At 63.5% G+C, this 25168-nt stretch carries 24 protein-coding genes; 11 read left to right on the top strand and 13 right to left on the bottom strand.

Features of this window, described 5'->3' with window-relative positions:
* The first annotated feature begins 176 nt into the window (after nucleotides 1–176).
* The 3 genes from IQ26_RS01685 to IQ26_RS01695 all read left to right on the top strand — a co-directional run bounded on the left by IQ26_RS01685 (nucleotide 177) and on the right by IQ26_RS01695 (nucleotide 6849).
* Nucleotides 177–2189, top strand: a complete 2013-nt coding sequence (locus tag IQ26_RS01685) for an acetyl-CoA carboxylase biotin carboxylase subunit (RefSeq protein ID WP_145711922.1) — start codon at nucleotides 177–179, stop codon at nucleotides 2187–2189.
* Between the two features lie 223 nt (nucleotides 2190–2412).
* Complete coding sequence (dnaE, locus tag IQ26_RS01690; protein WP_145711942.1) at nucleotides 2413–5940, top strand: DNA polymerase III subunit alpha; 3528 nt, start codon at nucleotides 2413–2415, stop codon at nucleotides 5938–5940.
* A gap of 105 nt (nucleotides 5941–6045) precedes the next feature.
* Nucleotides 6046–6849, top strand: coding sequence for a potassium channel family protein (locus IQ26_RS01695; RefSeq protein WP_145711971.1), 804 nt, complete (start codon nucleotides 6046–6048; stop codon nucleotides 6847–6849).
* Between the two features lie 14 nt (nucleotides 6850–6863).
* Here IQ26_RS01695 and IQ26_RS01700 read toward each other — a convergent pair whose 3' ends face one another.
* Complete coding sequence (locus IQ26_RS01700) at nucleotides 6864–7739, bottom strand: DMT family transporter (RefSeq protein WP_145711995.1); 876 nt, start codon at nucleotides 7737–7739, stop codon at nucleotides 6864–6866.
* Nucleotides 7740–7925: 186 nt separating this feature from the next.
* Here IQ26_RS01700 and IQ26_RS01705 point away from each other — a divergent pair, with 186 nt between their 5' ends.
* Nucleotides 7926–8432, top strand: coding sequence for a hypothetical protein (locus tag IQ26_RS01705; RefSeq protein ID WP_145712022.1), 507 nt, complete (start codon nucleotides 7926–7928; stop codon nucleotides 8430–8432).
* 161 nt (nucleotides 8433–8593) lie between these two features.
* On the opposite strand, the gene IQ26_RS01710 is transcribed toward IQ26_RS01705, so the two are convergent.
* Nucleotides 8594–9922 (bottom strand): DNA polymerase IV, encoded by a 1329-nt coding sequence (locus IQ26_RS01710; RefSeq protein WP_145712046.1) that lies wholly within the window; start codon nucleotides 9920–9922, stop codon nucleotides 8594–8596.
* 67 nt (nucleotides 9923–9989) lie between these two features.
* Between IQ26_RS01710 and IQ26_RS01715 the strand changes: the two genes are divergently transcribed.
* The 3 genes from IQ26_RS01715 (at nucleotide 9990) to IQ26_RS39055 (ending at nucleotide 11868) form a co-directional block, all read left to right on the top strand.
* On the top strand, nucleotides 9990–10565 hold the full coding sequence (locus tag IQ26_RS01715) for a GNAT family N-acetyltransferase (RefSeq protein WP_145712069.1): 576 nt from the start codon (nucleotides 9990–9992) through the stop codon (nucleotides 10563–10565).
* Nucleotides 10566–10636: 71 nt separating this feature from the next.
* Nucleotides 10637–11347 (top strand): DUF6065 family protein, encoded by a 711-nt coding sequence (locus IQ26_RS01720; protein ID WP_145712094.1) that lies wholly within the window; start codon nucleotides 10637–10639, stop codon nucleotides 11345–11347.
* 116 nt (nucleotides 11348–11463) lie between these two features.
* On the top strand, nucleotides 11464–11868 hold the full coding sequence (locus IQ26_RS39055) for a hypothetical protein (RefSeq protein ID WP_156090916.1): 405 nt from the start codon (nucleotides 11464–11466) through the stop codon (nucleotides 11866–11868).
* Nucleotides 11869–11919: 51 nt separating this feature from the next.
* On the opposite strand, the gene IQ26_RS01730 is transcribed toward IQ26_RS39055, so the two are convergent.
* Nucleotides 11920–12711, bottom strand: coding sequence for an anti-sigma factor family protein (locus tag IQ26_RS01730; RefSeq protein ID WP_145712137.1), 792 nt, complete (start codon nucleotides 12709–12711; stop codon nucleotides 11920–11922).
* Complete coding sequence (locus tag IQ26_RS01735; RefSeq protein WP_145712161.1) at nucleotides 12708–13250, bottom strand: RNA polymerase sigma factor; 543 nt, start codon at nucleotides 13248–13250, stop codon at nucleotides 12708–12710. Before IQ26_RS01735 ends, IQ26_RS01730 begins: the two co-directional genes overlap by 4 nt.
* 455 nt (nucleotides 13251–13705) lie before the next feature.
* Here IQ26_RS01735 and IQ26_RS01740 point away from each other — a divergent pair, with 455 nt between their 5' ends.
* Both IQ26_RS01740 and IQ26_RS01745 read left to right on the top strand, forming a co-directional pair.
* Nucleotides 13706–14785 (top strand): S8 family serine peptidase, encoded by a 1080-nt coding sequence (locus IQ26_RS01740; protein ID WP_240546964.1) that lies wholly within the window; start codon nucleotides 13706–13708, stop codon nucleotides 14783–14785.
* A 129-nt stretch (nucleotides 14786–14914) separates the two neighbouring features.
* Nucleotides 14915–16438, top strand: coding sequence for a hypothetical protein (locus IQ26_RS01745; RefSeq protein WP_145712198.1), 1524 nt, complete (start codon nucleotides 14915–14917; stop codon nucleotides 16436–16438).
* An 8-nt stretch (nucleotides 16439–16446) separates the two neighbouring features.
* On the opposite strand, the gene IQ26_RS39060 is transcribed toward IQ26_RS01745, so the two are convergent.
* Genes IQ26_RS39060 through IQ26_RS01755 form a run of 3 tightly spaced genes read right to left on the bottom strand, consistent with a single transcriptional unit; the run spans nucleotide 16447 to nucleotide 17145 of the window.
* On the bottom strand, nucleotides 16447–16596 hold the full coding sequence (locus tag IQ26_RS39060) for a hypothetical protein (protein ID WP_156090917.1): 150 nt from the start codon (nucleotides 16594–16596) through the stop codon (nucleotides 16447–16449).
* The gene (locus tag IQ26_RS01750; RefSeq protein ID WP_145712211.1) at nucleotides 16593–16892 is read right to left on the bottom strand and encodes a DUF3572 domain-containing protein; all 300 of its coding nucleotides are present in this window, start codon (nucleotides 16890–16892) and stop codon (nucleotides 16593–16595) included. Before IQ26_RS01750 ends, IQ26_RS39060 begins: the two co-directional genes overlap by 4 nt.
* A complete protein-coding gene (locus IQ26_RS01755) occupies nucleotides 16867–17145 on the bottom strand; it encodes a hypothetical protein (RefSeq protein ID WP_145712238.1) in 279 nt (92 codons plus the stop codon). Before IQ26_RS01755 ends, IQ26_RS01750 begins: the two co-directional genes overlap by 26 nt.
* On the opposite strand from IQ26_RS01755, the gene IQ26_RS01760 reads away from it, so the two are divergent.
* Both IQ26_RS01760 and IQ26_RS01765 read left to right on the top strand, forming a co-directional pair.
* Nucleotides 17144–17500, top strand: a complete 357-nt coding sequence (locus tag IQ26_RS01760) for a response regulator (RefSeq protein ID WP_281035461.1) — start codon at nucleotides 17144–17146, stop codon at nucleotides 17498–17500. The genes IQ26_RS01755 and IQ26_RS01760 overlap by 2 nt on opposite strands.
* Nucleotides 17501–17531: 31 nt before the next feature.
* Nucleotides 17532–18905 (top strand): PleD family two-component system response regulator, encoded by a 1374-nt coding sequence (locus IQ26_RS01765; protein WP_145712250.1) that lies wholly within the window; start codon nucleotides 17532–17534, stop codon nucleotides 18903–18905.
* Nucleotides 18906–19483: 578 nt separating this feature from the next.
* Here IQ26_RS01765 and rpmG read toward each other — a convergent pair.
* From rpmG to rnr, 6 genes are all read right to left on the bottom strand, one after another.
* Nucleotides 19484–19651, bottom strand: coding sequence for a 50S ribosomal protein L33 (gene rpmG / locus IQ26_RS01775; protein WP_006201775.1), 168 nt, complete (start codon nucleotides 19649–19651; stop codon nucleotides 19484–19486).
* A 185-nt stretch (nucleotides 19652–19836) separates the two neighbouring features.
* Entirely contained in the window at nucleotides 19837–20295 is a 459-nt protein-coding gene (locus tag IQ26_RS01780) for a YqfO family protein (protein WP_145712261.1), read from the bottom strand.
* Between the two features lie 99 nt (nucleotides 20296–20394).
* Entirely contained in the window at nucleotides 20395–21570 is a 1176-nt protein-coding gene (locus IQ26_RS01785; protein ID WP_145712264.1) for an MFS transporter, read from the bottom strand.
* 21 nt (nucleotides 21571–21591) lie between these two features.
* The gene (locus tag IQ26_RS01790) at nucleotides 21592–22332 is read right to left on the bottom strand and encodes an NUDIX hydrolase (protein WP_145712267.1); all 741 of its coding nucleotides are present in this window, start codon (nucleotides 22330–22332) and stop codon (nucleotides 21592–21594) included.
* A gap of 73 nt (nucleotides 22333–22405) precedes the next feature.
* Nucleotides 22406–22840 carry a DUF983 domain-containing protein gene (locus tag IQ26_RS01795; protein WP_240546965.1) on the bottom strand — a complete coding sequence of 145 codons (435 nt, stop codon included), beginning with the start codon at nucleotides 22838–22840 and terminating at the stop codon, nucleotides 22406–22408.
* Nucleotides 22841–22857: 17 nt separating this feature from the next.
* Nucleotides 22858–25164, bottom strand: a complete 2307-nt coding sequence (gene rnr / locus IQ26_RS01800) for a ribonuclease R (protein ID WP_145712273.1) — start codon at nucleotides 25162–25164, stop codon at nucleotides 22858–22860.
* Nucleotides 25165–25168 lie beyond the last annotated feature (4 nt).

The raw sequence follows: 25168 nt of genomic DNA on the forward strand, positions 1-25168 counted from the left end.
TCTGCAATCGGGCCGAGCCTTAGCGTATCTGCAGGTTCTGGACTATGGGACGAATTGACAGTTCTTGGCCGGGTTTTGGCCGGTGCCGCCGATTTGCGCCCGGGATATGCGCCAACTTGCCTTGACCGGCCGGGCGAAGCCCATAAAAGAAAGGCAGCCGAGGGAACAAAACCCGCATGTTCACAAAAATCCTGATCGCCAACCGTGGCGAGATCGCCTGCCGCGTCATCAAGACGGCGCGCAAGATGGGCATCGCCACCGTGGCGGTCTATTCGGACGCCGATCGCGACGCCGTGCATGTCGAGATGGCCGACGAGGCTGTGCATATCGGGCCTTCGCCGGCCGCGCAGAGCTATCTGGTGCCGGAGAAGATCATCGCCGCCTGCAAGGCAACCGGCGCGCAGGCCGTGCATCCCGGCTACGGTTTTTTGTCGGAGCGCGCATCCTTTTGTGAGGCGTTGGAGAAGGAAGGCATCGTCTTCATCGGCCCAAAACCCAGAGCGATCGAGGCGATGGGCGACAAGATCGAATCGAAGAAATTTGCCAACGCGGCAAAGGTATCGACCGTGCCCGGCTGGCTCGGCGTCATCGAGAATGCCGATCATGCCGAGAAAATCGCCGGCGAGATCGGCTATCCCGTGATGATCAAGGCCTCGGCCGGCGGCGGCGGCAAGGGCATGCGCATCGCCTGGAGCAAGGCCGAGGTGCGCGACGGGTTCGACCGGGCGCGGTCGGAGGCCAAGAGCTCGTTCGGCGACGACCGCGTCTTCATCGAGAAGTTCGTGGTCGATCCGCGCCATATCGAGATCCAGGTGCTGGCCGACGCCCATGGCAACGCGCTTTATCTCGGCGAGCGCGAATGCTCGATCCAGCGCCGCAACCAGAAGGTCGTCGAAGAGGCGCCTTCGCCCTTCCTCGACGCCAGGACCCGCAAAGCCATGGGCGAGCAGTCGGTGGCGCTGGCCAGGGCGGTCGACTACCAGAGCGCCGGCACCGTCGAGTTCATCGTCGACAGCGAAAAGAACTTCTATTTCCTTGAAATGAATACGCGATTGCAGGTCGAGCACCCGGTGACCGAGCTCGTCACCGGTATCGATCTGGTCGAGCAGATGATCCGCATAGCTGCCGGCGAAAAACTCGCTATCAAGCAAAGCGACGTCAAGCTGAACGGCTGGGCGGTGGAAAGCCGCCTCTACGCCGAGGACCCGTATCGCAATTTCCTGCCGTCGATCGGCCGGCTGACGAGATACCGGCCGCCGGAGGAGGGACAGTTCGGCGACGTCGTCATCCGCAACGATACCGGCGTCACCGAGGGTTCGGAAATCTCGATGTTCTATGATCCGATGGTCGCCAAGTTGTGCACCTGGGCGCCGGCGCGGCTTGCGGCAATAGACGCCATGTCGGAAGCGCTCGACAGCTTCGTCGTCGACGGCATCGAGCACAACATACCCTTCCTGGCGGCACTGATGCAGCATCCGCGCTGGCGGGAAGGGCGGATATCGACCGCTTTCATCGCTGAGGAATATCCGGACGGGTTCGCGCCGATCGTGCCCAACGAGGAGGAAAAGGCGGTGCTGTCATCGATCGCCACCGCTGTCGAACTGCTGCGCCGCGACCGGCTCGACCGGCTGGGTGGGCGGTTGGCGCCGCATTCGGGCGTGCTGAAGCGGGACTGGGTGGTCAAGATCGGCGAGGATTACCTTTCGGCCTCGATTTTCGAAGGCATGATCTCCATTCCGATCGAGCTCGATCTGTCGATCGACGGTGGCAAGGCGCTGACGGTAGCGTCCAACTGGCGGCCGGGCGATCTCATGTGGCGCGGTACGGTCGGCGACCGCAGGGTCGCGGCGCAGATCAGGCCGGTACCGAACGGGCTTCGCATCGCCTGGAAGGGCATGTCGGTGACGGCGCGCGCCATGCTGCCGCGCACCGCCGAGCTCGAAAGGCTGATGCCGGAAAAAGTACCGCCGGACACGTCGAAGATGCTGCTCTGCCCGATGCCCGGCCTCGTCGTGTCGATCGCCGTTGCCGAGGGACAGGAGGTCAAGGCCGGCGAGACGCTGGCGGTCGTCGAGGCGATGAAGATGGAAAACGTGCTGCGCGCCGAGCGCGATCTCATCGTGTCGAAACTCAACGCGAAGCCGGGCGACAGCCTCGCCGTCGATGCGGTGATCATGGAGTTTGCGTGAGGCTGAAAACAAAAAACCCGCCTCTGCGGCGGGTCGTTGGCGTAAATCAGCACCATGAATAAATTCCTAGCATAACTGCCGTCACCTGTCAAGTTGAAACCACCGCTTCAGCTTTGGGCGGCGCCGGCATCGACAATTGGCCGGTCGACTGCTGGACTCGCATCGTCCGGTGCCGGACAATACATTTTCATCGACTGAGTCCTTTCAAGCGGCGCAAAAAAACATGGCGAATGAGGCACTTCCACGCGACCCCTTGCGGCGCGAGGCGTTTGTGAAGGCATCGCGGCCGGAAGCGCCGGCGCGGCCGTTCATCCATCTGCGCGTGCATTCGGCCTATTCGCTGCTCGAAGGCGCCTTGCAGCTCGGCACGATCGTCGGCCATGCGGTCAAGGATGAGTCTCCGGCTATCGCCGTCACCGACACCAACAATCTGTTCGGCGCGCTCGAATTCGCGCAGAAGGCGGTGAAGGAGGGCATCCAGCCGATCATCGGCTGCCAGACCTCTCTCGCCTTTTCCGGCGAAGCCAGCGACAGCCAGCGCGACCGCCGGCGGCAAGGTCCGGAAATGCGACCGGTGGTTTTGATCGCAGCGACCGAGTCCGGCTACAGCAATCTGGTCAGGCTGGTCAGCCGGGTCTATCTCGAAACGCCGCCCGGCGAGGCCGTGCATCTGACGACAGAGATGCTGCAAGGCCATTGCGACGGCCTGATCTGCCTCAGCGGCGGGCCGCGCGGCCCGATCGGCAACGCCTTGAAGGAGGACCGCCGCGATCTCGCCGAGACGCGGCTTTTGGCGCTCAAGGCACTGTTCGGCGACCGGCTCTATGTCGAGCTGGAACGGGTCGCCGGTTATGACCAGGCCATCGAGCAATCGTCCGTCGACCTCGCCTATAGCCATGACCTGCCGCTGATCGCCACCAACGAGGCGTTTTTCTCCTCGCGCGATGATTATGAGGCGCATGACGCGCTGATCGCCATCGCCGAGGGTTCGGTCGTCGCCGCCGACAATCGCCGCCGCCTGTCGCCCGATAATTTCCTGAGAAGCCAGGCCGATATGGCTCAGCTGTTCGCCGACCTGCCGGAAGCGATCGACAATACCGTCGAGGTTGCGCTGCGCTGCTCCTACTATCCCAAGACGCGCAACCCGATCCTGCCGCGCTTCGCCGGCGGCGATGTCGACGACGCCGATGCGGCGGTGAGGGCGGAAGCGCAGGAGCTTGCCAGACAGGCGCATGAGGGGCTGGAGGCGCGGCTCGCCGCGCACGGCCCGACTCCCGGCTACACGGTCGAACAATATCGCGAGAGGCTCGATTTCGAGCTCGGCATCATCGAGAAGATGAAATTCCCTGGCTATTTCCTGATCGTCGCCGACTTCATCAAATGGGCGAAGGCGCAAGGCATTCCGGTCGGGCCGGGCCGCGGCTCGGGCGCCGGCTCGCTGGTCGCGTATTCGACGACCATCACCGACATCGATCCGCTGCGCTTCTCGCTGCTGTTCGAGCGCTTCCTCAATCCCGACCGCGTGTCGATGCCCGATTTCGACATCGACTTCTGCCAGGACCGTCGCGAGGAGGTCATCCGCTACGTCCAGCAGAAATACGGCCGCGACCAGGTCGGCCAGATCATCACCTTCGGTACGCTACAGGCCCGCGCGGTGCTGCGCGATGTCGGCCGCGTGCTGCAGATGCCCTATGGCCAGGTCGACAAGCTGTCGAAGATGGTGCCGTCGAACCCGGCCAATCCGGTCAAGCTCGCCGACGCCATCGCCAACGAGCCGCGCTTTGCCGAAGAGGCCGAGCGCGAGCCGATCGTCCAGACGCTGCTCGACATGGCGCAGAAGCTGGAAGGGCTCTACCGCCACGCCTCGACGCACGCCGCCGGCATCGTCATCGGCGACCGACCGCTGTGGGAGCTGGTGCCGATGTACCGCGACCCGCGCTCGGACATGCCCGTCACCCAGTTCAACATGAAGTATGTCGAGCAGGCGGGGCTGGTGAAGTTCGACTTCCTCGGCCTGAAGACACTGACGGTGCTGGAGACCGCGGTCAAGCTGATCCGCCGCCGCGGCATCGAGATCGATCTCGCCCACATTCCGCTCGACGACCCCGACACCTACGCCATGCTGTCGCGCGGCGAGGTGGTCGGCGTGTTCCAGGTGGAAAGTGCGGGCATGCGCAAGGCGCTGATCGGCATGCGCCCCGACTGCATCGAGGACATCATCGCGCTGGTGGCGCTTTACCGGCCGGGGCCGATGGAGAACATCCCGACCTACAACGCCAGAAAGCATGGCGAGGAGGAGATGGCGTCGATCCACCCGAAGATCGACCATCTGGTGAAGGAGACGCAAGGCGTCATCGTCTACCAGGAACAGGTGATGCAGATCGCGCAGGAGCTCTCCGGCTATTCGCTCGGCGAAGCCGACCTGCTGCGCCGCGCCATGGGCAAGAAGATCCGCGCCGAGATGGACAAGCAGCGCGAGCGCTTCGTCTCGGGCGCGGTCGAGCGCGGCGTCGGCAAGCCGCAGGCCGACTTCATCTTCGATCTGCTGGCGAAATTCGCCGACTACGGTTTCAACAAGTCGCATGCCGCCGCCTATGCGGTCGTCTCCTACCAGACGGCCTATCTGAAGGCGCATTACCCGGTCGAATTCCTGGCCGCGTCGATGACGCTCGACATGGGCAACACCGACAAGCTCGCCGATTTCCGCCAGGACGCGCTGCGCCTCGGCATCGACGTGGTGGCGCCGTCGGTGATGACGAGTTTCCGCGCCTTCGAGGTCGGCGAGAACCGGATCTTCTATTCGCTGGCCGCGCTCAAGGGTGTCGGCGATGCGGCGGTCGAGCACATCGTCGCCATGCGCGGCGAAAAACCGTTCAAGAACCTCGCCGATTTCTGCGAAAGGGTCGACCCGAAGATCGTCGGCAAGCGCGTCTTCGAAAGCCTGATCATGGCCGGCGCGCTCGACTTTTTCGGCCACGACCGCGCCGCGATGATGGCGGGCGTCGAGCGGATGATGGGGCTGGCGTCGCTGGCGCAGCAGAATGCAATGTCGGGCCAGCACGACATTTTCGGCGCCTCGCTCGGCGCGCAGTCGCAGGCGCTCAACCTGCCGGCGACCGACCCGTGGCTCGCCGCCGACCGCCTGCACCGCGAATTCCAGGTGGTCGGCTTCTATCTCTCGGCCCATCCGCTCGACGAATACAAGGCGGCATTGCAGAAGATGCGGGTTCAGACCTGGGGTGAGTTTTCGGCCGCCGTCAAGCGCGGTGCCGCCGCCGGGCGGCTTGCCGGCACCGTCACCACCAAGCAGGAGCGCAAGACGCGCACCGGCAACAAGATGGGCGTCGTGCAGTTCTCCGACACGTCAGGCCAGTATGAGGCGGTGCTGTTTTCGGAGGGGCTGGCGCAGTATCGCGACCTGCTCGAGCCCGGCCGTTCGGTGGTGATCACCGTTTCGGCCGAGGACAGGCCCGAAGGCGTCAATTTGCGCATTCAGACCGTGCAGTCGCTGGAGGACGAGGCAAGCCGCATCCAGAAGGCCCTGCGCATCTTTGTCAGAAACGACCAACCGGCGACTGCGATTCAATTGCAGCTTACCCAGCGTGGCGACAGTCAGGTGAGCATTATCGTCATCAAGGAAGAGGCGCAGGGCGAGGTCGAGATCGAACTGCCCAACCGTTACCGCGTCTCGCCACAGATCGCATCGGCCATGCGCGCGGTGCCGGGCGTGGTGGAAGTGGAGCTTGTCTAGGGTCAGGATCCACCGTAGTCGCGATGCCCAACCATCGCTCTGCAAGGCCGTCGCTTGCGGTGGCAGCACTGGACGGCCGCCGCCACGAGCGTTATCGCAGTCGTCATGAAGGCGCCAGACAGGGACGGAGTGCGGGATTCTTCAGCCTTGGCACGGCTGCGCGATACGTTGCGCAAGCTTTATCACGGGCGCACGCCGGCGGCTTTCCGGTTTCAGTTGGCCGCGATTGTCGTCGACCTTGCCATCATCGCCTTCTTCATCGCCACACCGGTGCTCCAGGAATCGCCCTCGTTCCTCTGGCTCGATTATTCGGTGGCAGCCCTTGTTGCCGCCGACATGATTGCCCGGCTGCTTGCCTCCAACGACATGCTGCGCCTGATGAAACAGCCGACGTCGTGGGTCGATGCCTTCATCCTGCTGACGCTGCTGATGCCCACGGCGCTGGCCAATCTGGGTTTTCTGCGCATATTGCGGCTGTGGTCGCTGTCGCGCAGCGGCGCGCTGTGGCGGTTTTTCGAGATGCGTGGCCTCAAAAAATGGCGCGAGGCGAGCCACGCGGTCATCAATCTCCTGACATTCCTCCTTGTCGTCACCGGCTTCGTCTACACCTTCTTCTTCCGCACCGGGGCCGGTGTCGAGGGCTATGTCGACGCGCTTTATTTCACCGTTGCCACGGTGACCACGACCGGTTTCGGCGACATCGTCCTGCCGGGGATATCAGGCAAGCTGACCTCGATCGTCACCATGATCATCGGCATATCGCTGTTCGTCAGGCTTGCGCGGGCGCTCTTCCGTCCTGCCAAGGTCTTTTTTCCTTGCCCGCAATGCGGGCTTCAGCGGCACGAGCCCGACGCCGTCCACTGCAAGGCCTGCGGGCACGCACTCAAGATACCCGACGACGGCGACTGAAATGCGGGGCTAAATCAGGACGCTGCCACTTCCGCCGGTTTGCTCGCTTTCTTCTGCAGATTGAGCAGATTGCCCATCAGGATCAGCAACGCGCCGCCGGCTGTGAAAGCGTCGATCTGCTCCTGGTAGAGCAGCCAGCCGATCAGCGCCGACAACGGCACGCGCAGAAAATCCATCGGCGAGATGACGGTGGCGTCGGCATAGGCAAGCGCCCGGGCCATGCAGAAATGCGACGACATGCCGGTGAAGGCGATCAGCAGGATCCACGGCCACAGTTCGAGCGGCGGGTTGCGCCATTCGTAGAGCGCCGGGGCAAGGCCGAGCACCGACTGGATGACCAGCATCCAGAAGATGATGCGGACGACGCTGTCCGTCCGCGTCAGCGATTTGACCAGGACCACGGATATGCCGAAGCAGACCGCGGCTCCCAGCACGACAACATGTCCCGGGTCGACGGAGCCGATGCCCGGCCGGACGATGATCACCACGCCGATCAGCCCGAGCACGATCGCCGCAAGTCTCGGCCGGCTTAGTCTTTCACCAAGAAAGCCGACCGCCAGGATGGCCGTCCAGATCGGCGTCGTGAATTCGATGGAGATCAGCACGGCCAGCGGGATCAGCGCCAAGGCGTAGAGCCACGCCGCCTGGCCGACATAGTGGACGACATTGCGGGCGATATGGGCCAGGGGGCGCTCAGTGCGCATCGCTGCAAAGCCGCCCGACATCATCACCAGCGGCAGGAGGATGAAAAAGCCGATCACCGAGCGCAGCTCCAACACCTGGAAGACGTTGAGCTCGGCTGTCGTGGCGCGGCCGGCGACCGACATTGTCAGAAACGATGCGACCGACAGCGCCATCCAGAACGCGGCTTTGGGGATCGAGGGTGTCATGCGCGCTATGTCGCAAGCCGGGACTGTGATCGCAACCGCTAGTCGGCGCATTCGGCTGGGCCAGAAGCGGCGCGTTGCAAAACGGTCATGTCGAAGGCGGAACCTGCCGCAGCGGGAGGCGTTGATTCCCAGTGTTTAACCCTAGCAGGAAGTCCCTTGTTTTCGATCTCAACGAGGAGAGATTCGATGAAATCATTCGCGCGATTTGTACTTGCCGGCTGCCTGGCGGCTGCGGCTGGCGCGGCTCATGCCGACGAAGCCGATTTTCTCCGCTCGTTCGAGGGGAATTTCGCCGGCAAGGGGACCGTCAAGGTCACCACCGAGGCGCCGACGGTGAACGTCTCCTGCCGCTTCAATTCCGACGCGACATCGAGTTCATTGTCGCTGGACGGCACCTGCCGCGGCCTTGTCGTGGTGACGCGCGCCATCAGTGCCGATCTGAAGTCGAGCGGAACGAAGTACACCGGCACCTATCTCGGATCCCGCACCGGGCCGGCGCAGCTCAGCGGCAGCCGCTCGGGCAATGCCATCAATCTCGGCATCCGTTGGGCGAAGGAGGTCAACGGCGATCGCAAGGCGCAAATGACGGTTGAGAAGAACGGTGAGGACGGCATGCGGCTGACTGTTATCGACGTCGACCCGAAGACCGGCGAAAGCGTGACGACCAGCCGGATCGATCTGCGACGCATCTGACTAGGGCATGTTGATATTCAGGTGATGCCGGCCTGCGAACGTCGGTTTCCTGCGCTTCCGGTGCTCACGTACCCAAAAGTACGCTCCGCTCCGGTTCTCGGAACCCACATTCTCGGCGCGGCCTGACCTGAATCTCAACACACCCTATGCAATATGTAGTCTCAGTCCTCGATCGGCTCGGGCGGGTGGGCATTGCGGCCCTTGCCGAAGGTGTAGCCGGTCTCCACCGCCTTGCGGCCGAACTTGTCGCGCAGCGTGTCGATGGCGCCTTCGGCCATGGCGCGCTTGCGTGACTGGACGTCGACGAGATCGGGCGGATCGGCCTTTTCGTCATCCGAGAGGTCGCTGACGCCGATGCCGAGCAGCCGGTATTTCGTGCCGTCCGCCTCCTTGCGCAGCAGCTCGAGCCCGGTCGAAAAAATCCGGTCGGCCAACCGTGTCGGGTCGCCGAGCTGGCGGTTGCGCGTGCGGGTCTTGAAATCCCGGGTCTTCAGCTTCAGCACGACGGTGCGCCCGGCAATGCCGGCTTTCTTCAGCCGCCCCGAGACTTTTTCAGACAGCGCCCTCAGCACGGAAACCAATTCATCCAGGGACGCGATGTCGGTGTCGAAGGTGGTCTCCGCCGACACGCTTTTGGCATCCTGGTCGGGATGGACCCGGCGGTCGTCCTGGCCGCGCGAAAGATGGTAGAGACGGTCGCCCATCACGCCGTAGCGGCGCATCAGGTCGCCGCGTTCCATACGCTGCAACTGGCCGATCATGCGGATGCCGTCCCGTTCGAGCGTGGCGGCAAAGGCTTTTCCTACACCCCAGATCAGCGTCACCGGCTGCTCGGCCAGGAAGCCGGCCGCCTCGGCCTCGCCGATCACCGAAAAGCCGCGCGGCTTGCGAAAGTCCGACGCCACCTTGGCCAGGAACTTGCAGTAGGAAAGGCCTGATGAGACGGTGATGCCGATCTCCTTCTCCACGCCGAGCGCGAAGCGCGCCAGCACCACCGCGGGCGGCAAGCCATGCAGGCGTTCGGTGCCGGCAAGGTCCAGAAACGCTTCGTCGATCGAGATCGGCTCGACCAGCGGCGTCAACGCCTGCATCATGGCGCGCACCTCGCGGCCGACTCGCGCATACTTCTCCATGTCCGGCGGGAGGACGACCGCTTCCGGGCAGGCTTCGAGCGCCTTGAACATCGGCATCGCCGAGCGCACGCCGTGGATGCGGGCGATGTAACAAGCGGTGGAGACGACGCCGCGCTTGCCGCCGCCGATGATCAGAGGCCGGTCCTTCAGCGCCGGATTGTCGCGCTTTTCGACCGCCGCGTAAAACGCATCGCAATCGATATGGGCAAGATGCAGCCGGTAGAGCTCCGGATGGCGGGCAAGCCGTGGACTGCCGCAGCGTTCGCAGCGCCGTGTCTCGCTGCGCTGGAAGGTCAGGCAGTCGCGGCAAAAACCGTGATCGGGATTGTTGACAGGGGCCGCCATCGCTGCGAACATAAAGAGAACAAATGCAATGGTACGTCAGGACGGACGCCGCGACAAGCGGCGGGCCGCGAGAGAGCTCATGAATACGACCATAGCGCCGCTGGTGCCCGAGCTTTGGGCGGATTTCGAGGATCTTTTTGGCAAGCAGGGCGCCTGCTACGGCTGCTGGTGCACACATTTCCGGCTGGCGCCGGCAGTGCGCCGCGCCAGCAACCGGGAGCGCAACAAGGACCATATCAAGGCGCGGATCGAGGACGGGCCACCACCTGGGCTGCTGGCGTTCGAGGGCGGCAAGGCGGTCGGCTGGATGCAGATCGGCCCGCGCGCCGATGTGCCCGAATGGAACAACAAGGGCAGGGGGTCGGCGCCGGTCGATCCCGCCGACGCTTTCGATCCGGGGGTCTGGGCGATCTCCTGCTTCTTCATCCGCACCAAGGCGCGCGGCAGGGGCGTGACGCACCGGCTGGTCGCGGGCGGCATCGAGTTTGCCCGCCAGAACGGTGCGCGGCTGATCGAGGCATGTCCGATCGACCTGTCGAAGGATTCGCGCTCGATTGGGCTGTTCGTCGGTTCGTCGCGGGTCTTCGAGAAAGCCGGCTTCGAGAGGCTGGTCGAGCGCAAGGCAGGCCGGCCGCTGATGCGGCTGGTGCTATAGCTACAATGCGGTCTGCAGGAATAAATCCGTCTGCGGTCCGTTCCTCCCCGGATTTTCCATGGAGGCCATCGATGTTTCATTTTTCCCAGACCTCTCGCTCGATCCGGTTTCTCCGCCGGCCGGAAGACCATGGCGTGATCGCGCCGCCAGTTGCGGCCAAGACGGTCCTGCCGGATTGGTTCCGCAAATTGCCGGCGGTCGATTCGCAGCATGCGTCGGCCACCAACAATGGCCTGACCGTCAAGCGCTGCATGCCGTTTCTCGATGCGATGACAACCGGCTGGATCCTGCCGCTCGCGGCGACCGTCCGCCTTGAGATCAAGAATGGCGGCCGCGCCGTCGATGCCGGCTGGGAGTTCGACAGGGTGATGGTGAGCAATCATGGCGCCCATCAGGTCGCCGGCAACCCGAAGGAACCAGGGCCCCCGTGCAAATTTCACAATTACTGGTCGATCCGTACCCCGCCGGGCTGGAGTTCCTTGTTTCTGCCGCCGCTCAACAGGCCGGCTCAGCCTTTCGAATGCGTCGCCGGCATCGTCGATACCGACACCTATGCAGCCCACATCCATTTTCCGTTCTTCGCGACCGCGCCAGACGGCCTCTACGTCGTCGAGAAGGGAACGCCGCTCGTCCAGGTCATACCGTTTCGCCGCGAAGGTGCGGCACTCAAGGCAGAAATCCGGGCGGAGACCCGAGCCGAGGCGACGGAGCGCGAAACGGTCTACCGCAACACGATTGCGGGCGAAGGCTGGTATCGCAAATGGGCCCGCGCGGCCCGCTAGACTTTTTCCCGGAGAAGAATGCGAAACGGGGGCCGCTAAGCCCCCGTTTTTTTGTGAATTGCTAGAGCGGCGGATTTCTAAGTCGAAGCGTGCCGCCGCTCTATCTCTGGAGTTCGATGCTCTACCGGAACCGCCAGCTGCGTGGACCGCGATCCGAACCGTTCGAGCTCGAATTCGAGGAGCTGTTCGACGATGAATTCGAATTCGAGTTGCTCGACGAATTGGAGCTGGAATTCGATGAACTGTTGGACGACGAGTTCGAACTCGAATTGCTCGACGAATTGGAGCTCGAATTTGACGAACTGTTGCCCGCGACGATGAAGGAACCGTCGCTTTGGCTGGTCATCGCTGCCGGCGGACGCTTGGTTTCCAGGGACGCCGCGGGATACTCCTTGGCCTGCGCCGCGGTGCTTGCGAGCGCTGCCATTCCTGCGACCAGGGCCGACTTGAGTTTCCAGTGTCTTGTCATGGTGGTTACTCCTTTTTCAGACTGGACCGGCAGTTGCGGTCCGGCGGAGTAACGGGCGATCGCCGGCTTTATTCCATTCAGAGAAAGCCGGCCCGTCGCAGCTTCACTTCGCGCCCTTCTGACGGACCTCGGCCAGCGCTTTAATTTCCTCCTCGGCTGACATCGGAGCGCCTGCTTCGATCGCCGAGAGGTAAGCGTCGAGGGCCTCGGTCGACGAGGCCGGGGCATAGCCTCCGGCGTCGCCGGGCGCCACGACGGCGAAGCTGACGCGCCATTCGTCGCCGGAACGGCAGGCGACCGACACCACCGTGGAGCGGTCCTGGGAGTCGACCTCGAATTCGCGGCACAAATCCCGCGAATCGTTGCGGAACGTGGCGATGGCCCGGAACCGGTCGCTGATCCCGGCGAGCCTGATTTCCTTCCCGGATTCGACCGTTGCAAGGGCTTGGGCGAGGGCCGGCCTGATGACGCCGGCAACCCACAACCCGCCCCGCGTGCGTTCATTGGTACCTGCTGCCCAATACCCGGCGAGCGCGCCGACGACGGCCGCCGCGAGAGAGGCGGCAATCGGCAGCATCCATTGAGACCTCGATGGAGGTCTCGCTATGCGCCCCCTGCCAAAGGGCAATACCGATACCGTCGCCACCCTCTCGCCGGCGCGCTTGGCCTCGATCATTTGCTCGACAGCGGCGACGAGTTTTTCGGGAACCGGCTCGTCGAGCAGCGGCTTCAGCGCGGCCTGCGCCTGCGTCCTGGTTTCGATGAACATAGCAACCCTGGTAACCAGGCGGTCGTCGATCTCCATCACTCGCTCGATCCTGGCGACCATGTCCGGATCAAGCTCACCATCGGCGAACCGCATCAGGATCTCGTCCGAAAAAGTCTCTTCGGTCATTTCCTAACCCCTTTTATGACCGCAGAACGGGTGGGCGCGGTGGATATTCCAGTCGCCTCCGCCAGATTCTTCCTCGCCCGGGCCAGCCTGCTCATCACTGTCCCGATCGGCACGGCAAGGACTTCCGCGGCTTCTTTGTAGGAAAGCTCTTCGACGCAGACTAGAAGCAGCACATCACGCTGATCATCGGCGAGCTCGCCGATAGCTTGCGCCACGCTGTTCAGCGCCAGCCGCGCCTCCATCTCGCGTTCACCGGAAACGCCGGCGATGTCATGGCGCTCGTCGATGTTTTCCTGCGGGCCGGCGACCTTGCGCTTGCGGATATCATCGATCCACAGATTTCGGAGGATCTTGAACATCCACGCGTCGAAGCGCGTCCCTTGCTCGAAACGCTGCTCGTTGGCGAGCGCCCGTTCGCAGGCTCGCTGAACGAGATCGTCCGCCATGTCGCGGGACCGGCATAGCGCAATCGCGAACCGGCGCAGATTCGGGAGAAAAGCGACAAGCTGATCTTGGACGCGGTCGGTTTTTTCCGGCATGTTGCTCCAAGTTCTGGAATAAAGCGGCCCCGCGCCCGTTCCCCGCAAAGCTAGCTTATTGCCGGATAAGTCCGCTAGCCTCGCGATTGTTGAAAATCGGCAACGGCCGGAAATGTGAGGAGACTATGGGCGCTACCTCATGGCTGAGACCAAAAGCCCTGCTGCCTTTGTGGATAGCCGTCGCGTTAATGGTCGATCCTCAGGTGCCGAGCGACCAGCTGACGCTCGCAGAGTTCGGACCAAAACCGGCGTTCGCCGATGACGATGGCGGTGGTGACGATGGTGGCGGTCAATCCCGCTCGTCTGATGGGTCGGGAACGATTCCCCGCAGGTCGACCGGACCAAACCTGTTTCGCACGCTGACGGATCGGTTTCTTCCGCGTCCGCCAAGACGCGGCGGCAGGCGCGTGCGCCGTCCCGCCGTCCCTTTGCCGTCTCGGGCGCCGGACCAGATCGTGGCGACCGGGCTGAGTTCGGCTGAAATCGGTCGGCTTCAGGCAACCGGCTTCACCGTCCTGGACCGCGCCGATATCCAGCTTCTGGGGTCGGAGCTGATCCGGCTGCGCATACCACCCAATATGCCGCTGGAGGCTGCGCGCGATCGTGTCATCGACGCCGCTCCGCAGTCGGCAGCAGATTTCGTGCATTACTACCGGCCCGGACAGGAAGTCGAATGTGCCGGCCCCCACTGCGCCGCCGCAGGCCTGATCGGATGGCCGGCCGTTACTGGCCTTCCCGCCGGCTGCGGTGGCAACGTCACGATCGGCCTCGTCGACACGGCGATCAATCCGGCGCATGCCGCCTTCGCGAAAGGCCGGATCGAAGTTCTTCGCCTGTCGGACGACGGCCTTCCCGAGTCCGGCCGCCAGCACGGCACGGCCGTCGCGGCGCTGCTCGTCGGCGGCGCCGACAGCCGCACGCCGGGCCTCCTGCCGCACGCCAGGCTGATCGCAGTCGATGCGTTTCACCGGGGCGATCGCCAGGATGACCGCTCGGATGTCTATGATCTTCTTCGCGCGCTCGATCTTCTTTCCGTGCGCGGGGTGCAGGTGACGAATATGAGCCTGTCGGGTCCCGCGAATGCTCTTCTCGAGCAGGTTGTCCGAAAACTTGCCGAACGCGGCATGGTGATCGTCGCCGCCGCCGGCAATGGCGGTCCAAAGGCCGGACCTGCCTATCCGGCGGCCTATGCGGATGTGATCGCGGTGACGGCGGTGGACCGCAGGAAACGTCCCTACAGGCGTGCCGGGCGTGGCGATCATATCGACCTGGCCGCCCCCGGCGTCGAAGTGTGGACGGCCGCCTCGGTCAGCGGCGCGCGGCCGAAGACCGGCACCTCCTTCGCGGCGCCGTTTGTTGCCGCCGCGGCGGCGTTGATGAAATCGGCAAACAGCAACGCCACCGCGGCCGACATTCACGACGCGCTTGGCAAGTCGGCGGAAGATCTCGGCGCGCCGGGCAAGGACGCCGTCTTCGGCTGGGGCCTGCTCAATGCCCGCGCTGCTTGTGCCGTCTCGCAGAAGAAAGCGACGTGAAGCTCGGGGTCGAAACTCGGCGCCGCCAACCGGGGATCTAGCGCCCCAAGGAGGGATTGCGCCTCGCCCGTTTCTGCTTACGGTTGCTGTTGGAGTTTTCCACCACAAGAATAGCAACGGAGAGTCTGCGTGAACCGTGTTTTGCCAACCGTCTTTGTTCTCGCGCTCGGCGCGCCTGCCTTCGGCCAGACCGTCGATGGCGAGGGCGCGAAGCAACTCTCCGAAGACCTGTCCCGCTATGTCGGCAAGCAAGCGATCGACAAAGGCATTTTGGCGGTTTCGGTCGAAGGCGATGCTTACAAGATCAGCTTCGATTTGAGGGCGCTTGCAGCGAAGCTGCCGAAGCAGGATCTGCCGAAATTCGACTTCCCGCTTTACACGCTGCTGGTCAAACCGCTCAGCGACGGCAGTTGGAACGTCTTCTCCGATTTTTCGACCAGCGCGTCATTCGAGATGAATGGGCCGGACGGCCAGCAAAGCACGCAATTCGTCATCAAGGACGGCAAATTCACCGGCGTCTATGACCCCGAATTGGCGGCGTTTGCCAACGGCTCCAGTTCGTTGTCGGGCATGACAATGACGTCGCGTAGTGCCAAGCAAGAAACGGATTTGAGTGTCGGCTCGAGCACTTCCAAGCTTGCCGCCACCAGGTCGGCCAATGGCGGCGTCGATTTTACCGTGACGCAGGCGTCGGCCGGCTTCGTCGAGACGATCAAGATCAATGATCCCGCGATCGGAATGAAGGTTGCAGGGGCATTCAAGGCGTCGGATCTAGCCGTGGATGTGAGCGCCAAAGCCATGCGGACAAAGCCGCTTCTTGATCTGTTGGCATTTGGCGTGGCCCACGAAGACGAGGCTCAACTGAGAGCCGATCAGGGAGAACTCAAAGCTCTTCTGCTCGCCGCACTGCCGCTGTGGGAACGGATCGACGGCACCTACATACTCAAGAACTTCGCCCTTGAAACATATGGCGGCAATTTCGGCGCGGCGCAATTGAGCACCTCATTCGGGGCCGACGGCGTCGCCCAGAACGGCAAGCTCGATTATGCAATCAAGGCCTCCGGTTTGACCCTGCCCCAGACTCTGCCGGGCTGGACAGCCACATTGCTGCCCACTGACATCGATCTCAATTTCGGCGGCGCCAACATCGATCTCGACAGCATGGCGAGAAAAGCGATCGAGGCCTTTGATCTCAACCAGAATCCGCCGCTGCCGGTCGGCTTCGGCGACACGCTGACCGCCGATTTCATGGCCAAAGCGCCGAAGGCCGTCATCGGGCACAGCACCATGAAGAACAGCGACATCGAGGTCGCGATGGAAGGGGAGATGACGTTCCCCGGCATGAAGCCCGAGGCAAATGTGACGATCGATATCGCCGGCTACGACAAGATCGTGGAAAGCCTGCAGACCGCGGCGAAGTCGGAGCCGGAAGCCGCGCAATATTTCCCGGTGGTGCTGGCTGTCAAAGGGTTTGGCAAGACGCTGCCGGATGGCCGGATGGAATGGGTCATCAACGCCAAGGCCGACGGCTCGATCACGGTCAACGGCGCCATGCTGAAGCCGGCCGATGCCGTCCAGGGCGGTCCCCTTACTGACCCGAGTGATGCTACCGCGGGCGATAACGGCGGAGCCGGAACGAAGCTCCAGCCTTAAGCGTTTGATCAAAATCCGAGCGCTGCCGCGATCTTCGGTGTGGCTTCACGCCAGTGGATGAATTCGAGCACGACATCGTCGACATCGAGCACCAGCAGCGGCCGGTCGTCGGCGGCCAGTTCCTCGATTTGCCGCGCTGTTTCGGGATCGTCGCTCATATGGAATGCTCATGATCGTCGTTGCCAAGCGGCAGCGCCCGCAGCGCCTTGCCGACGGAAGCCGGCGGCGTGCCGGTTTCCTGCGCGAACCGCATGAGCGTCGGCTCGTGGGCGAGGATGAACTGCAGAACGCCGGCCAAAAATCCCGGCTCGCCGGCTGCCTGGCGGATGGAATGCGCCTCGATGCCGGTGATCGCCAGGAAGCGGGGCAGAAGTTCCGGATCGGCGGCGACGAAGCCCAGCGCCTTCACGGCAATGGTTTCCGCTTCCTCACGCATTGACGCTGCGTTTGCCATCACTACCTTCTTGTGCGGTGGAAATGAGTCTCTTTTCGGCAGTAATCGCAAGCGCCGCCTGCGGCAAGCCATCTACCTCTTCAATGCTGTGTTCGAGGTGAAATCCGAAGCTTTTCCGGCAGCCGGTTTCCGTTTCGTCAATTATATTGCCGTAGCGTCGAGCAGGGTTTGGTGCGTGCCGGCGAGGGCGCATGACGGCAACCTTCCAGCGGAAGGCGGGCCGGGACGGGAATTTGATGCCTAAGAAGGTCATGATCGTCGAGGACAACGAGCTCAACATGAAGCTCTTTCGTGACCTCATCGAAGCGAGCGGTTACGAGACGGTCCGCACGCGCAACGGCCTTGAAGCGCTGGATCTGGCGCGGCTGCACAGGCCGGACCTCATTTTGATGGACATCCAGCTGCCCGAAGTGTCGGGGCTGGAAGTGACCAAATGGCTGAAGGAGGACGATGACCTCCATGTCATCCCGGTCATTGCGGTCACCGCCTTCGCGATGAAGGGCGATGAGGAGCGCATCCGCCAGGGTGGCTGCGAAGCCTATATCTCCAAGCCGATCTCGGTGCCGCGTTTCATCGAAACCATCAAATCCTACCTGGGCGACGCCTGATGCGTCCTTCCAGCCGAGCCGGAGCTTTGTGATGACTGCACGGATCCTCGTCGTCGACGACATCCCTGCCAATGTGAGGTTGCTCGAGGTCCGGCTGCTTGCCGAATATTTCGATGTGCTGACCGCCACCAACGGGCTGGACGCGATCGAGACCTGCGAGAACGGCAAGGTCGACGTCGTGCTGCTCGACGTGATGATGCCCGATATGGACGGGTTCGAGGTCTGCCGGCGGCTGAAGAGCGATCCGGCGACGTCGCACATCCCTGTCGTCATGATCACCGCGCTCGACCAGGTTTCGGACCGGGTGCGCGGCCTCGAGGCCGGGGCCGACGATTTCCTGACCAAGCCTGTCAACGATCTGCAATTGATGACGCGCGTCAAAAGCCTGGTCAGGCTGAAGACGTTGACCGACGAGCTGCGCCTGCGCGCCTCGACCACGCGCAACATCGGCATCGAGGAGCTTTTGAGCCGCAACTTCGCTTCCGAAGACATCACGCCCAAAGTCCTGCTGATCGACGAGCGCAAATCTTCCTTCGAGCGCGTCCAGAAAATGCTGCGCGGCAGCGCCGACCTCGACATCGCCACCGATCCGCATGCCGGCTTCTTCCAGGCCGCCGAGACGCCCTATGAATGCGTGATGATCTCGACGGCGTTTGCCGATTTCGATCCGCTCAGGCTCTGCTCGCAACTGCGTTCGCTCGATCGCACCCGTTTCCTGCCGATCATCCTTCTGGCGCAGGAGGGCGAGGAAGGGCGCATCATCCGCGGCCTCGAACTCGGCATCAACGACTACCTGATGCGGCCGATCGACCAGCAGGAGCTGACCGCCCGGCTGCGCACTCAAGTGCGCCGCAAGCGCTACAACGACCAGCTCCGCGCCAGCGTCACCCAGACCATCGAGATGGCGGTGACCGACGCCCTGACGGGACTGCACAACCGCCGTTACCTCGACAGTCATCTGCAGACCTTGTTCGATCGCTCCGTGGCACGGCGGCGGCCGCTGTCGGTGATGATCACCGACCTCGACCGCTTCAAGACCGTCAACGACACGCATGGCCATGATGGCGGCGACGACGTGCTGCGCGAATTCGCGCGGCGGCTGCGCAAGAATGTGCGCGGAATCGATCTCGCCTGCCGCTTCGGTGGCGAGGAGTTCGTCGTGGTCATGCCGGACACGGACGGCGCGGTCGCCGAAAAGGTCGCGGAGCGCATTCGTGCGGAAATCGCCCAGATGCCGTTTGCCGTCGGCCACGCGGGCGAGACGATCGAGGTCACCGTCAGCGTCGGTGTTTCTTCGGTGCTGAAGGGCCTGGACTCGGTTGCCGGGCTGATGAAACGCGCCGACCTCGCGTTGTACGAAGCCAAGAGCGCCGGCCGCAATCGTGTGGTCGCCAAGGCGGCGTAAGGTCCGTTGATATCCAGGTGAGGCTGGCCTGCAACTGGCAGTTTCCTGCGCTTCCAGTACTCGCGTACCCGAACGTACGCTCCGTTCCAGTTCTCGGAACCACCTGTTCGGTCGCTTCGCGCCCGTCTTCGACACCGGCTCGGCCTGACCTGAATCTCAACAGACCTTAGTTCAGAGGCAGGCGCCGACGCCCAATTATTCAGTCAGTGCGACAGGGTTACGAATTTACCTTAATGCAAGCGATTCGGCGGGCTTGGTTAAGAAATTGTTGATTTTCGTAAGCCGTTGCGCGAATGTGCAGGCCAGTGACGGAACCGGCGCGAGGGTAGATCGCCGGGTCGATCCGAAAAATACCCCATGATTCAGGTCCGCCGCATCTCCTGGGTCCGTGGGGTCGGCCGGCCGGCGCTGGCACATAGTGGCCTCCTCGTACCGCTGCCAAACGCCGACCGGCCCCCTTTTCCGAAAAGACATCGAGACTCTGCGCCAAGCATTGGAAAATTCGGGGCTTTTCGAGGCCTTGAAACCAAAACGCCGCCCACAGGGGCGGCGTTTTGGTTGTTAAGCAGGAAACCGGATTACTTGATCTTGGTTTCCTTGAATTCGACGTGCTTCTTGGCGACCGGGTCGTATTTGCGGAACGACAGCTTGTCCGTCTTGGTGCGGCTGTTCTTGCTGGTCACGTAGAAGAAACCGGTGTCGGCGGTCGACAGAAGCTTGATCTTGATGTTTGCGGCTTTGGCCATGATATCAGTCCGTTATGTTCGTGGAGTTTTGGCCGCTGGAGCACGGGAAAACACCCGGACGCGGGAAACTTGGCGCGACACATAAAGAACGCGCCCGGAAAGTCAACCCCGTGAGGCCTCGGCGAAGTCTGTTGCGCAAGCCGTGTCCACTATCCGAGCCACGGGGGAGGCGGCGACGTTCCTGACTAAGCCCCTTCCCTAACAGGCGGCGCCACCCTTTTCCAGTCTCCCGTCGTGTTCCACCAGCGGTGCGGGTTGGAGCGGTCGTCGAGGCCCTTGGAGCGGCTGGCGAGGATCGGCTGAATGCGGATCACCGGCTCCTGATAGCTGTGGACCCGGAATATCGCTTCGACGATGCGGGCGGCCAGCGCCTGGTCGTCGGGCAGTTCGAACGACACCTCCACCGTACCCGGCCGTCTGCGCAATTCCGTCTCGGCGCCTGCGGCCGCCCCTTCGAGCGGCCGGTAGCGCTCGATGCCGTGCGCCGACTGGTAGGCGTTGCTGTCGTATTTGCCCATGGTCAGCGGGGCAATCGCAACCACCGCTTCCATGATGCGGTCGACATCGCCCACCGGTGCCTGAAAGGTCACCAGCAGCAGCAATTCCATCCGCACCGATTTTGTTTCAAACCCGGAATCGATCATGACGGTCTCCTCAAATTCTGCTGCTGACAATCTATCCGAGTGCTGCTGACACGGTTATGTCAGCAGCCTTGAGCCGCACGAGGCGTCGATCGGGTCTTTTTACAGGATTTTTCGGACGAGCCTGGCACCGACCAGCGCTATATAGAAGGCGAAGAACATGCCGAGCGCCCAGCCGAAGCCCGAGGGTCCGAAAATGTCCATGCCGATGCCGATCGCCTGCGGGCCGAGCACCATGCCGACACCGTAGCAGAGCACGAAGGCAGCGTTGGCCTTGGCCAGTTCGTGGCCGGAAAGCTGCGAGCCGAGATGGGCCAGGCCGATCGTGTACATGGCCGCGACGACGCCGCCCCAGACGAACAGAAGCGCCGCCATCAGATGCCAGTTCTGCGCGAAGTGCGGCATGAAGATGGTGCCGGCAAGCCCGATGGTCGCACAAGCCAGAAGCAGATAGCGGCGGTCACTGACACGATCGCTGATCATGCCGAGCGGGATCTGCAACAGCACGTTGCCGAGGCCGATCATGGTGAGCAGAAGGGCGGCATTGGCCTCGGAGTAGCCGATGCGGTTGCCATAGACGGGGAACAGCGCAAAGCCGCCGGTCTCGACCGCGCCGAACACCAGCACCGCGGCGGTCGCCGTCGGCACCAGCCAGATGTAGCGCAGGAAGTTGCTGGTTTCGCCATTGGAGACGATCGTCGGGCTCTCATTGCGTGCCGCGAGAACCGGAATGGCGGCCAGCGTCACCAGCGCTATGGTGACGCCGAAGGGCAGGAAGCCGCTGCTGCCGAGATGGGCGAACAGCCACGGCCCGGCGGCAAAGCCGAGCGACAGCACGGTGGCATAGATGCCCAGGACCAGACCGCGCCGGTGCGGCGGCGCCGATGTGCTGATCCAGAATTCCGACAGGATGAACAGCACGGTCAGCGCGATGTGCAGCAGGACGCGCAGCGGAAACCACATCCAGAAGTCCGGCGCGAAATGGAAGCCGACAAAGGCCAGCACTCCGGTGGCGATCATGGCCAGCATCGTCCAGGCGACGCCGAACCGCATGGCGAGCGGCGTGGCGAGCGGTGCGCCGGCGATCGAGGCGAGGCCGGCAACAGCGGTATTGAGGCCGATCATCGACGCCGAATGGCCGCGCGTTTCGAGGATGACGCTGAGCAGCGGCATGCCAAGGCCGATGGCGATGCCGACGACGCTGATCGACGAGATCGCAGCGATCATCGGCAACCAGTGTACGCGTTCCTCGACCTCTTGCTGGGTATCGACCGTCATGGGATGTGAGTGCTCTATGCTTTACAGAATTTCGCGGACGAAGCGATTGCCGACAAGCCGGTAGAACGGCACGGAACCACCGGGGCGCAGCAGCGGATCATCGACGAGCCGCTTTTCCAGTTCCTCCAGGATGGCCCTGGTGATGTCGGGAATATCGGCCTGCCTCGCCTTGGCGAGCGGCAGCCAGACCAGTTCTTCCAGCTCGTTGGTCGGGCCGCCGTCCGGCAGCTCCACGGCGACATCTTCGCGCCAGGCGCTGAAGAAGCGTGTATCGAAGCGCCGCACCCGGTTGGGCGGCGTGATGGCACGCGCGATGAAGCGCAGCGCTTCCAGCGAAGGCCTCACGCCGTGCTCGGCAAAACCCTGCCAATCGCGTTTGGTCGTCGCGAAGGCGCCTTTCCGGCCGATGAGCAGGCCAGCCTCCTCATAGGTCTCGCGTATCGCCGACAGGGCGATGGCGCGGGCGCGGGCCGGGCTGGTGCGGCCGGCACCCGCCGTCAGCTTCGCCTCTTCCTCAGGGTGCAACGCCGTGGCTATGGGAATGCGGCTGTCGGCCGGGTCGGTGCGGCCGCCGGGAAAGACGAATTTTCCCGGCATGAAGGCGTGACGGGCGTGGCGCCGGCCCATCAGCACCCGAAACTCGTGGCCCTCGCGGTCGAGCAGGATCAGCGTCGCGGCGTCACGCGGGCGAATCGGCTGGCTGTGAAGCGCGATCGCGCTCCGCTCAACCCTGTCGACGTCCGCCTTGGTCATACCGTCCATGCGCACGACCTAGCGGAATCTTCTCCGATGCGAAAGTGGCGTCCAGCCATGCCGATTGCGCCAGCCTCGGTTTTCAAGCCTCGGGATGCGACTCGATCAGATCGTCTTCCCCGCCGAAGCCGTGCATATAGAACGCCCATTGCAATCCAATGACGGCGCCCTTGATCGGCTGCAGCAGGACGACCGCCAGGAGAATGGTCAGCGGCACCCAGATGGCTATGTGCTGCCAGGTGGACAAAGTGGAGGTCGCTTCGATGCCCATGAAGGCGCCGAGCACGATATGGCCGACGATGACCACCACCAGATAGGCGGGCAGGTCGTCGGCGCGATGGTGATGAAGCTCCTCGCCGCAACGGTCGCATTTGTCGACGGTCTTGACGAAGGCGCGAAACAGCTTGCCTTCGCCGCAATGCGGGCAGCGGCCGAGCGCGCCGCGCTTCATCGCCGTCCACAGCGGTCGTGCGGCCCGGCCCGAGTGATGTTCGCCGCCGAAAACCTGTTGGTTCATTTTCAAATCGCCTGGCATTACCGTCTCCTGCCGCGCGAGCCTGGACGCGATTGCGACGCGCGGGCGCGGCCCTTGGCCTTGTGAAACGACCGTTTGGAGCCGGGCAGCGGCTTTGGGTCGGTCAGCATCTCGAAACGCATCGCGCCGGCCATAGGCGCCACCTCGATCAGGCGAACCTCGACGCGGTCGGCAAGCTGGTAGCCCTTACCGGTGCGTTCTCCGAAAAGCGATCGCGCAGTTTCGTCGTATATATAGTAATCGCCGTCCAGACTTGACACCGGGATGAAACCATCTGCGCCGTACTGCGGCAATTGGACAAATAGTCCCGATTTGGTGACGCCCGAAATGCGTGCATCGAAGCGATCCTCGACACGCTCGGCCAGATAGGCGGCGATCAGCCGGTCGACCGTGTCGCGCTCGGCGGCCATGGCACGGCGCTCGGTGGCCGAGATCAGCGCGGAAACCTCTTCCAGCCGCTCCGCTTCGTCCTGCGTCAACCCGCCCGCACCGAAGCCGAGCGCGGCTATCAGCCCGCGATGCACGATCAGGTCGGCATATCTGCGGATCGGCGAGGTGAAATGCGCGTAGCGCTTCAGATTGAGGCCGAAATGGCCGATGTTGCTGGGCGAATATTCGGCCTGCATCTGCGTGCGCAGCACCACTTCGTTGACCAGTCCCTCATGGTCGGCGCCGCGGACGCGATCCAGAATGCCGTTGAACTGGTTCGGCCGCATCTGTGCGCCGCGCGCCAGCGACAGGCCAAGCGTCTGCAGGAATTCGCGTAGCGATTCCTGCTTGGCGAGCGACGGCGCGTCATGGATGCGGTAGACCAGCGCCTGTCGCTTCGCCTCCAGCGTCTCGGCCGCCGCGACATTAGCCTGGATCATGAACTCTTCGATGAGCTTGTGCGCGTCGAGCCGCTCCGGCACGACGACCCGGTCGACGGTGCCGTCCTCCTTGAGCAGGATTTTTCGTTCAGGCAATTCAAGCTCGAGCGGCTGGCGCGTGTCACGGCCGCGCTTCACGACGGCGTAGGCATCCCACAGCGGCTTCAGCACGGTGCCGAGGATCGGGCCGGTCTTGTCGTCCGGCGCGCCATCGATCGCCGCCTGCGCCTGCGAGTAGGCGAGTTTCGCCGCCGATTTCATCATGATGCGGTGGAACGAATGCCTGAGCTTGCGGCCATCGGCCGCGAAAATCATGCGGACCGCCAGCGCCGGGCGATCCTGGCCTTCGCGCAGCGAACACAGGTCGTTGGAGATGCGCTCCGGCAGCATCGGCACGACGCGATCCGGGAAATAGACCGAATTGCCGCGCTTCAGCGCCTCGCGGTCGAGCGCGGTGCCATAGCGCACATAGGCGGCCACATCGGCAATCGCCACGGTGACGACCACACCGCCGGGGTTCTTCTCGTCCGGATCGGATAGGGCGAATACGGCGTCGTCATGATCCTTGGCGTCGGCGGGATCGATGGTGACCAGCGGCAGGTCTCGCCAATCCTCGCGGCCGGCCAGCGTCGCCGGCTTGACCGCCTCCGCCTCGGCAATGACGTCCGCCGGAAAGATATGCGGAATGTCATGCGCGTGGATGGCGATCATCGAGACCGCCTTTTCGCTGGTCAGCGAACCCAGAACGCTGAGCACCTTGGCTCTGGGCAGCCCGTAGCGGGAGGCCCGCGCCGGCTCGACCTCGACCAGATCGCCGTTCTTAGCGCCGTTCTGGAATTCCTTGTCGACGACCAACTCCGGCTGGCGTCTTTCGACGGGCTCGATCCGGAAGGTACCGTCCTGCAGCACCCGAAAAACGCCGAGAACGGCATCGGTGCGCTTCTCGAAGATCTTCATCACCCGCCCGGTGTAGGCGGGACCCGTCGCATCGTCGGTCGGAAAGGTCTTGGCCAGCACGCGGTCGCCGATGCCCGGTGTCGGGCCGCCGCCACCGCGCGACACGCGGATCGCTATGACGGGAGGCTCGCCGTTGCCCAGGGCTTCCGTCGGGTGCGCTAGAAGCACGCCGTCGGCGTCGCGACCATAGATGTCGAGCACGGCGACATGGGGCAGGGCGCCGACACGGGCGAGCCGCTTGCGCTCCTTGGTCAGCAGGCCCTCGTCCTGCAGGTCGCGCAAAATGTCCTTCAGCCAGATACGGTCCTCGCCGCGCAGCGCAAACGCCTTGGCGATGTCGCGTTTGCCGGAGCGATCCGGATTTTCGGCGATGTAGCGCAGGATTTCGTCACGGGAGGGCCGGTAGTCGTCCTTGACCTTGGCCCTCGTGTCGGCGGTGCGCAGATCGCCATGGCTTCTTCCGGAGACTCTGCGCGCCACGCTG

The organism is Mesorhizobium tianshanense (assembly GCF_007830515.1).
In the GTDB taxonomy this organism is placed as follows: domain Bacteria; phylum Pseudomonadota; class Alphaproteobacteria; order Rhizobiales; family Rhizobiaceae; genus Mesorhizobium; species Mesorhizobium tianshanense.

Coding starts and splice junctions, on each gene's coding strand:
- IQ26_RS01685 (WP_145711922.1), top strand. CDS start 177: ATGTTCACAAAAATCCTGATCGCCAACCGTGGCGAGATCGCCTGCCGC.
- dnaE (WP_145711942.1), top strand. CDS start 2,413: ATGGCGAATGAGGCACTTCCACGCGACCCCTTGCGGCGCGAGGCGTTT.
- IQ26_RS01695 (WP_145711971.1), top strand. CDS start 6,046: ATGAAGGCGCCAGACAGGGACGGAGTGCGGGATTCTTCAGCCTTGGCA.
- IQ26_RS01700 (WP_145711995.1), bottom strand. CDS start 7,739: ATGACACCCTCGATCCCCAAAGCCGCGTTCTGGATGGCGCTGTCGGTC.
- IQ26_RS01705 (WP_145712022.1), top strand. CDS start 7,926: ATGAAATCATTCGCGCGATTTGTACTTGCCGGCTGCCTGGCGGCTGCG.
- IQ26_RS01710 (WP_145712046.1), bottom strand. CDS start 9,922: ATGTTCGCAGCGATGGCGGCCCCTGTCAACAATCCCGATCACGGTTTT.
- IQ26_RS01715 (WP_145712069.1), top strand. CDS start 9,990: ATGAATACGACCATAGCGCCGCTGGTGCCCGAGCTTTGGGCGGATTTC.
- IQ26_RS01720 (WP_145712094.1), top strand. CDS start 10,637: ATGTTTCATTTTTCCCAGACCTCTCGCTCGATCCGGTTTCTCCGCCGG.
- IQ26_RS39055 (WP_156090916.1), top strand. CDS start 11,464: ATGCTCTACCGGAACCGCCAGCTGCGTGGACCGCGATCCGAACCGTTC.
- IQ26_RS01730 (WP_145712137.1), bottom strand. CDS start 12,711: ATGACCGAAGAGACTTTTTCGGACGAGATCCTGATGCGGTTCGCCGAT.
- IQ26_RS01735 (WP_145712161.1), bottom strand. CDS start 13,250: ATGCCGGAAAAAACCGACCGCGTCCAAGATCAGCTTGTCGCTTTTCTC.
- IQ26_RS39060 (WP_156090917.1), bottom strand. CDS start 16,596: ATGAGCGACGATCCCGAAACAGCGCGGCAAATCGAGGAACTGGCCGCC.
- IQ26_RS01750 (WP_145712211.1), bottom strand. CDS start 16,892: ATGGCAAACGCAGCGTCAATGCGTGAGGAAGCGGAAACCATTGCCGTG.
- IQ26_RS01760 (WP_281035461.1), top strand. CDS start 17,144: ATGATCGTCGAGGACAACGAGCTCAACATGAAGCTCTTTCGTGACCTC.
- IQ26_RS01755 (WP_145712238.1), bottom strand. CDS start 17,145: ATGACCTTCTTAGGCATCAAATTCCCGTCCCGGCCCGCCTTCCGCTGG.
- IQ26_RS01765 (WP_145712250.1), top strand. CDS start 17,532: ATGACTGCACGGATCCTCGTCGTCGACGACATCCCTGCCAATGTGAGG.
- rpmG (WP_006201775.1), bottom strand. CDS start 19,651: ATGGCCAAAGCCGCAAACATCAAGATCAAGCTTCTGTCGACCGCCGAC.
- IQ26_RS01780 (WP_145712261.1), bottom strand. CDS start 20,295: ATGATCGATTCCGGGTTTGAAACAAAATCGGTGCGGATGGAATTGCTG.
- IQ26_RS01785 (WP_145712264.1), bottom strand. CDS start 21,570: ATGACGGTCGATACCCAGCAAGAGGTCGAGGAACGCGTACACTGGTTG.
- IQ26_RS01790 (WP_145712267.1), bottom strand. CDS start 22,332: ATGGACGGTATGACCAAGGCGGACGTCGACAGGGTTGAGCGGAGCGCG.
- IQ26_RS01795 (WP_240546965.1), bottom strand. CDS start 22,840: ATGAACCAACAGGTTTTCGGCGGCGAACATCACTCGGGCCGGGCCGCA.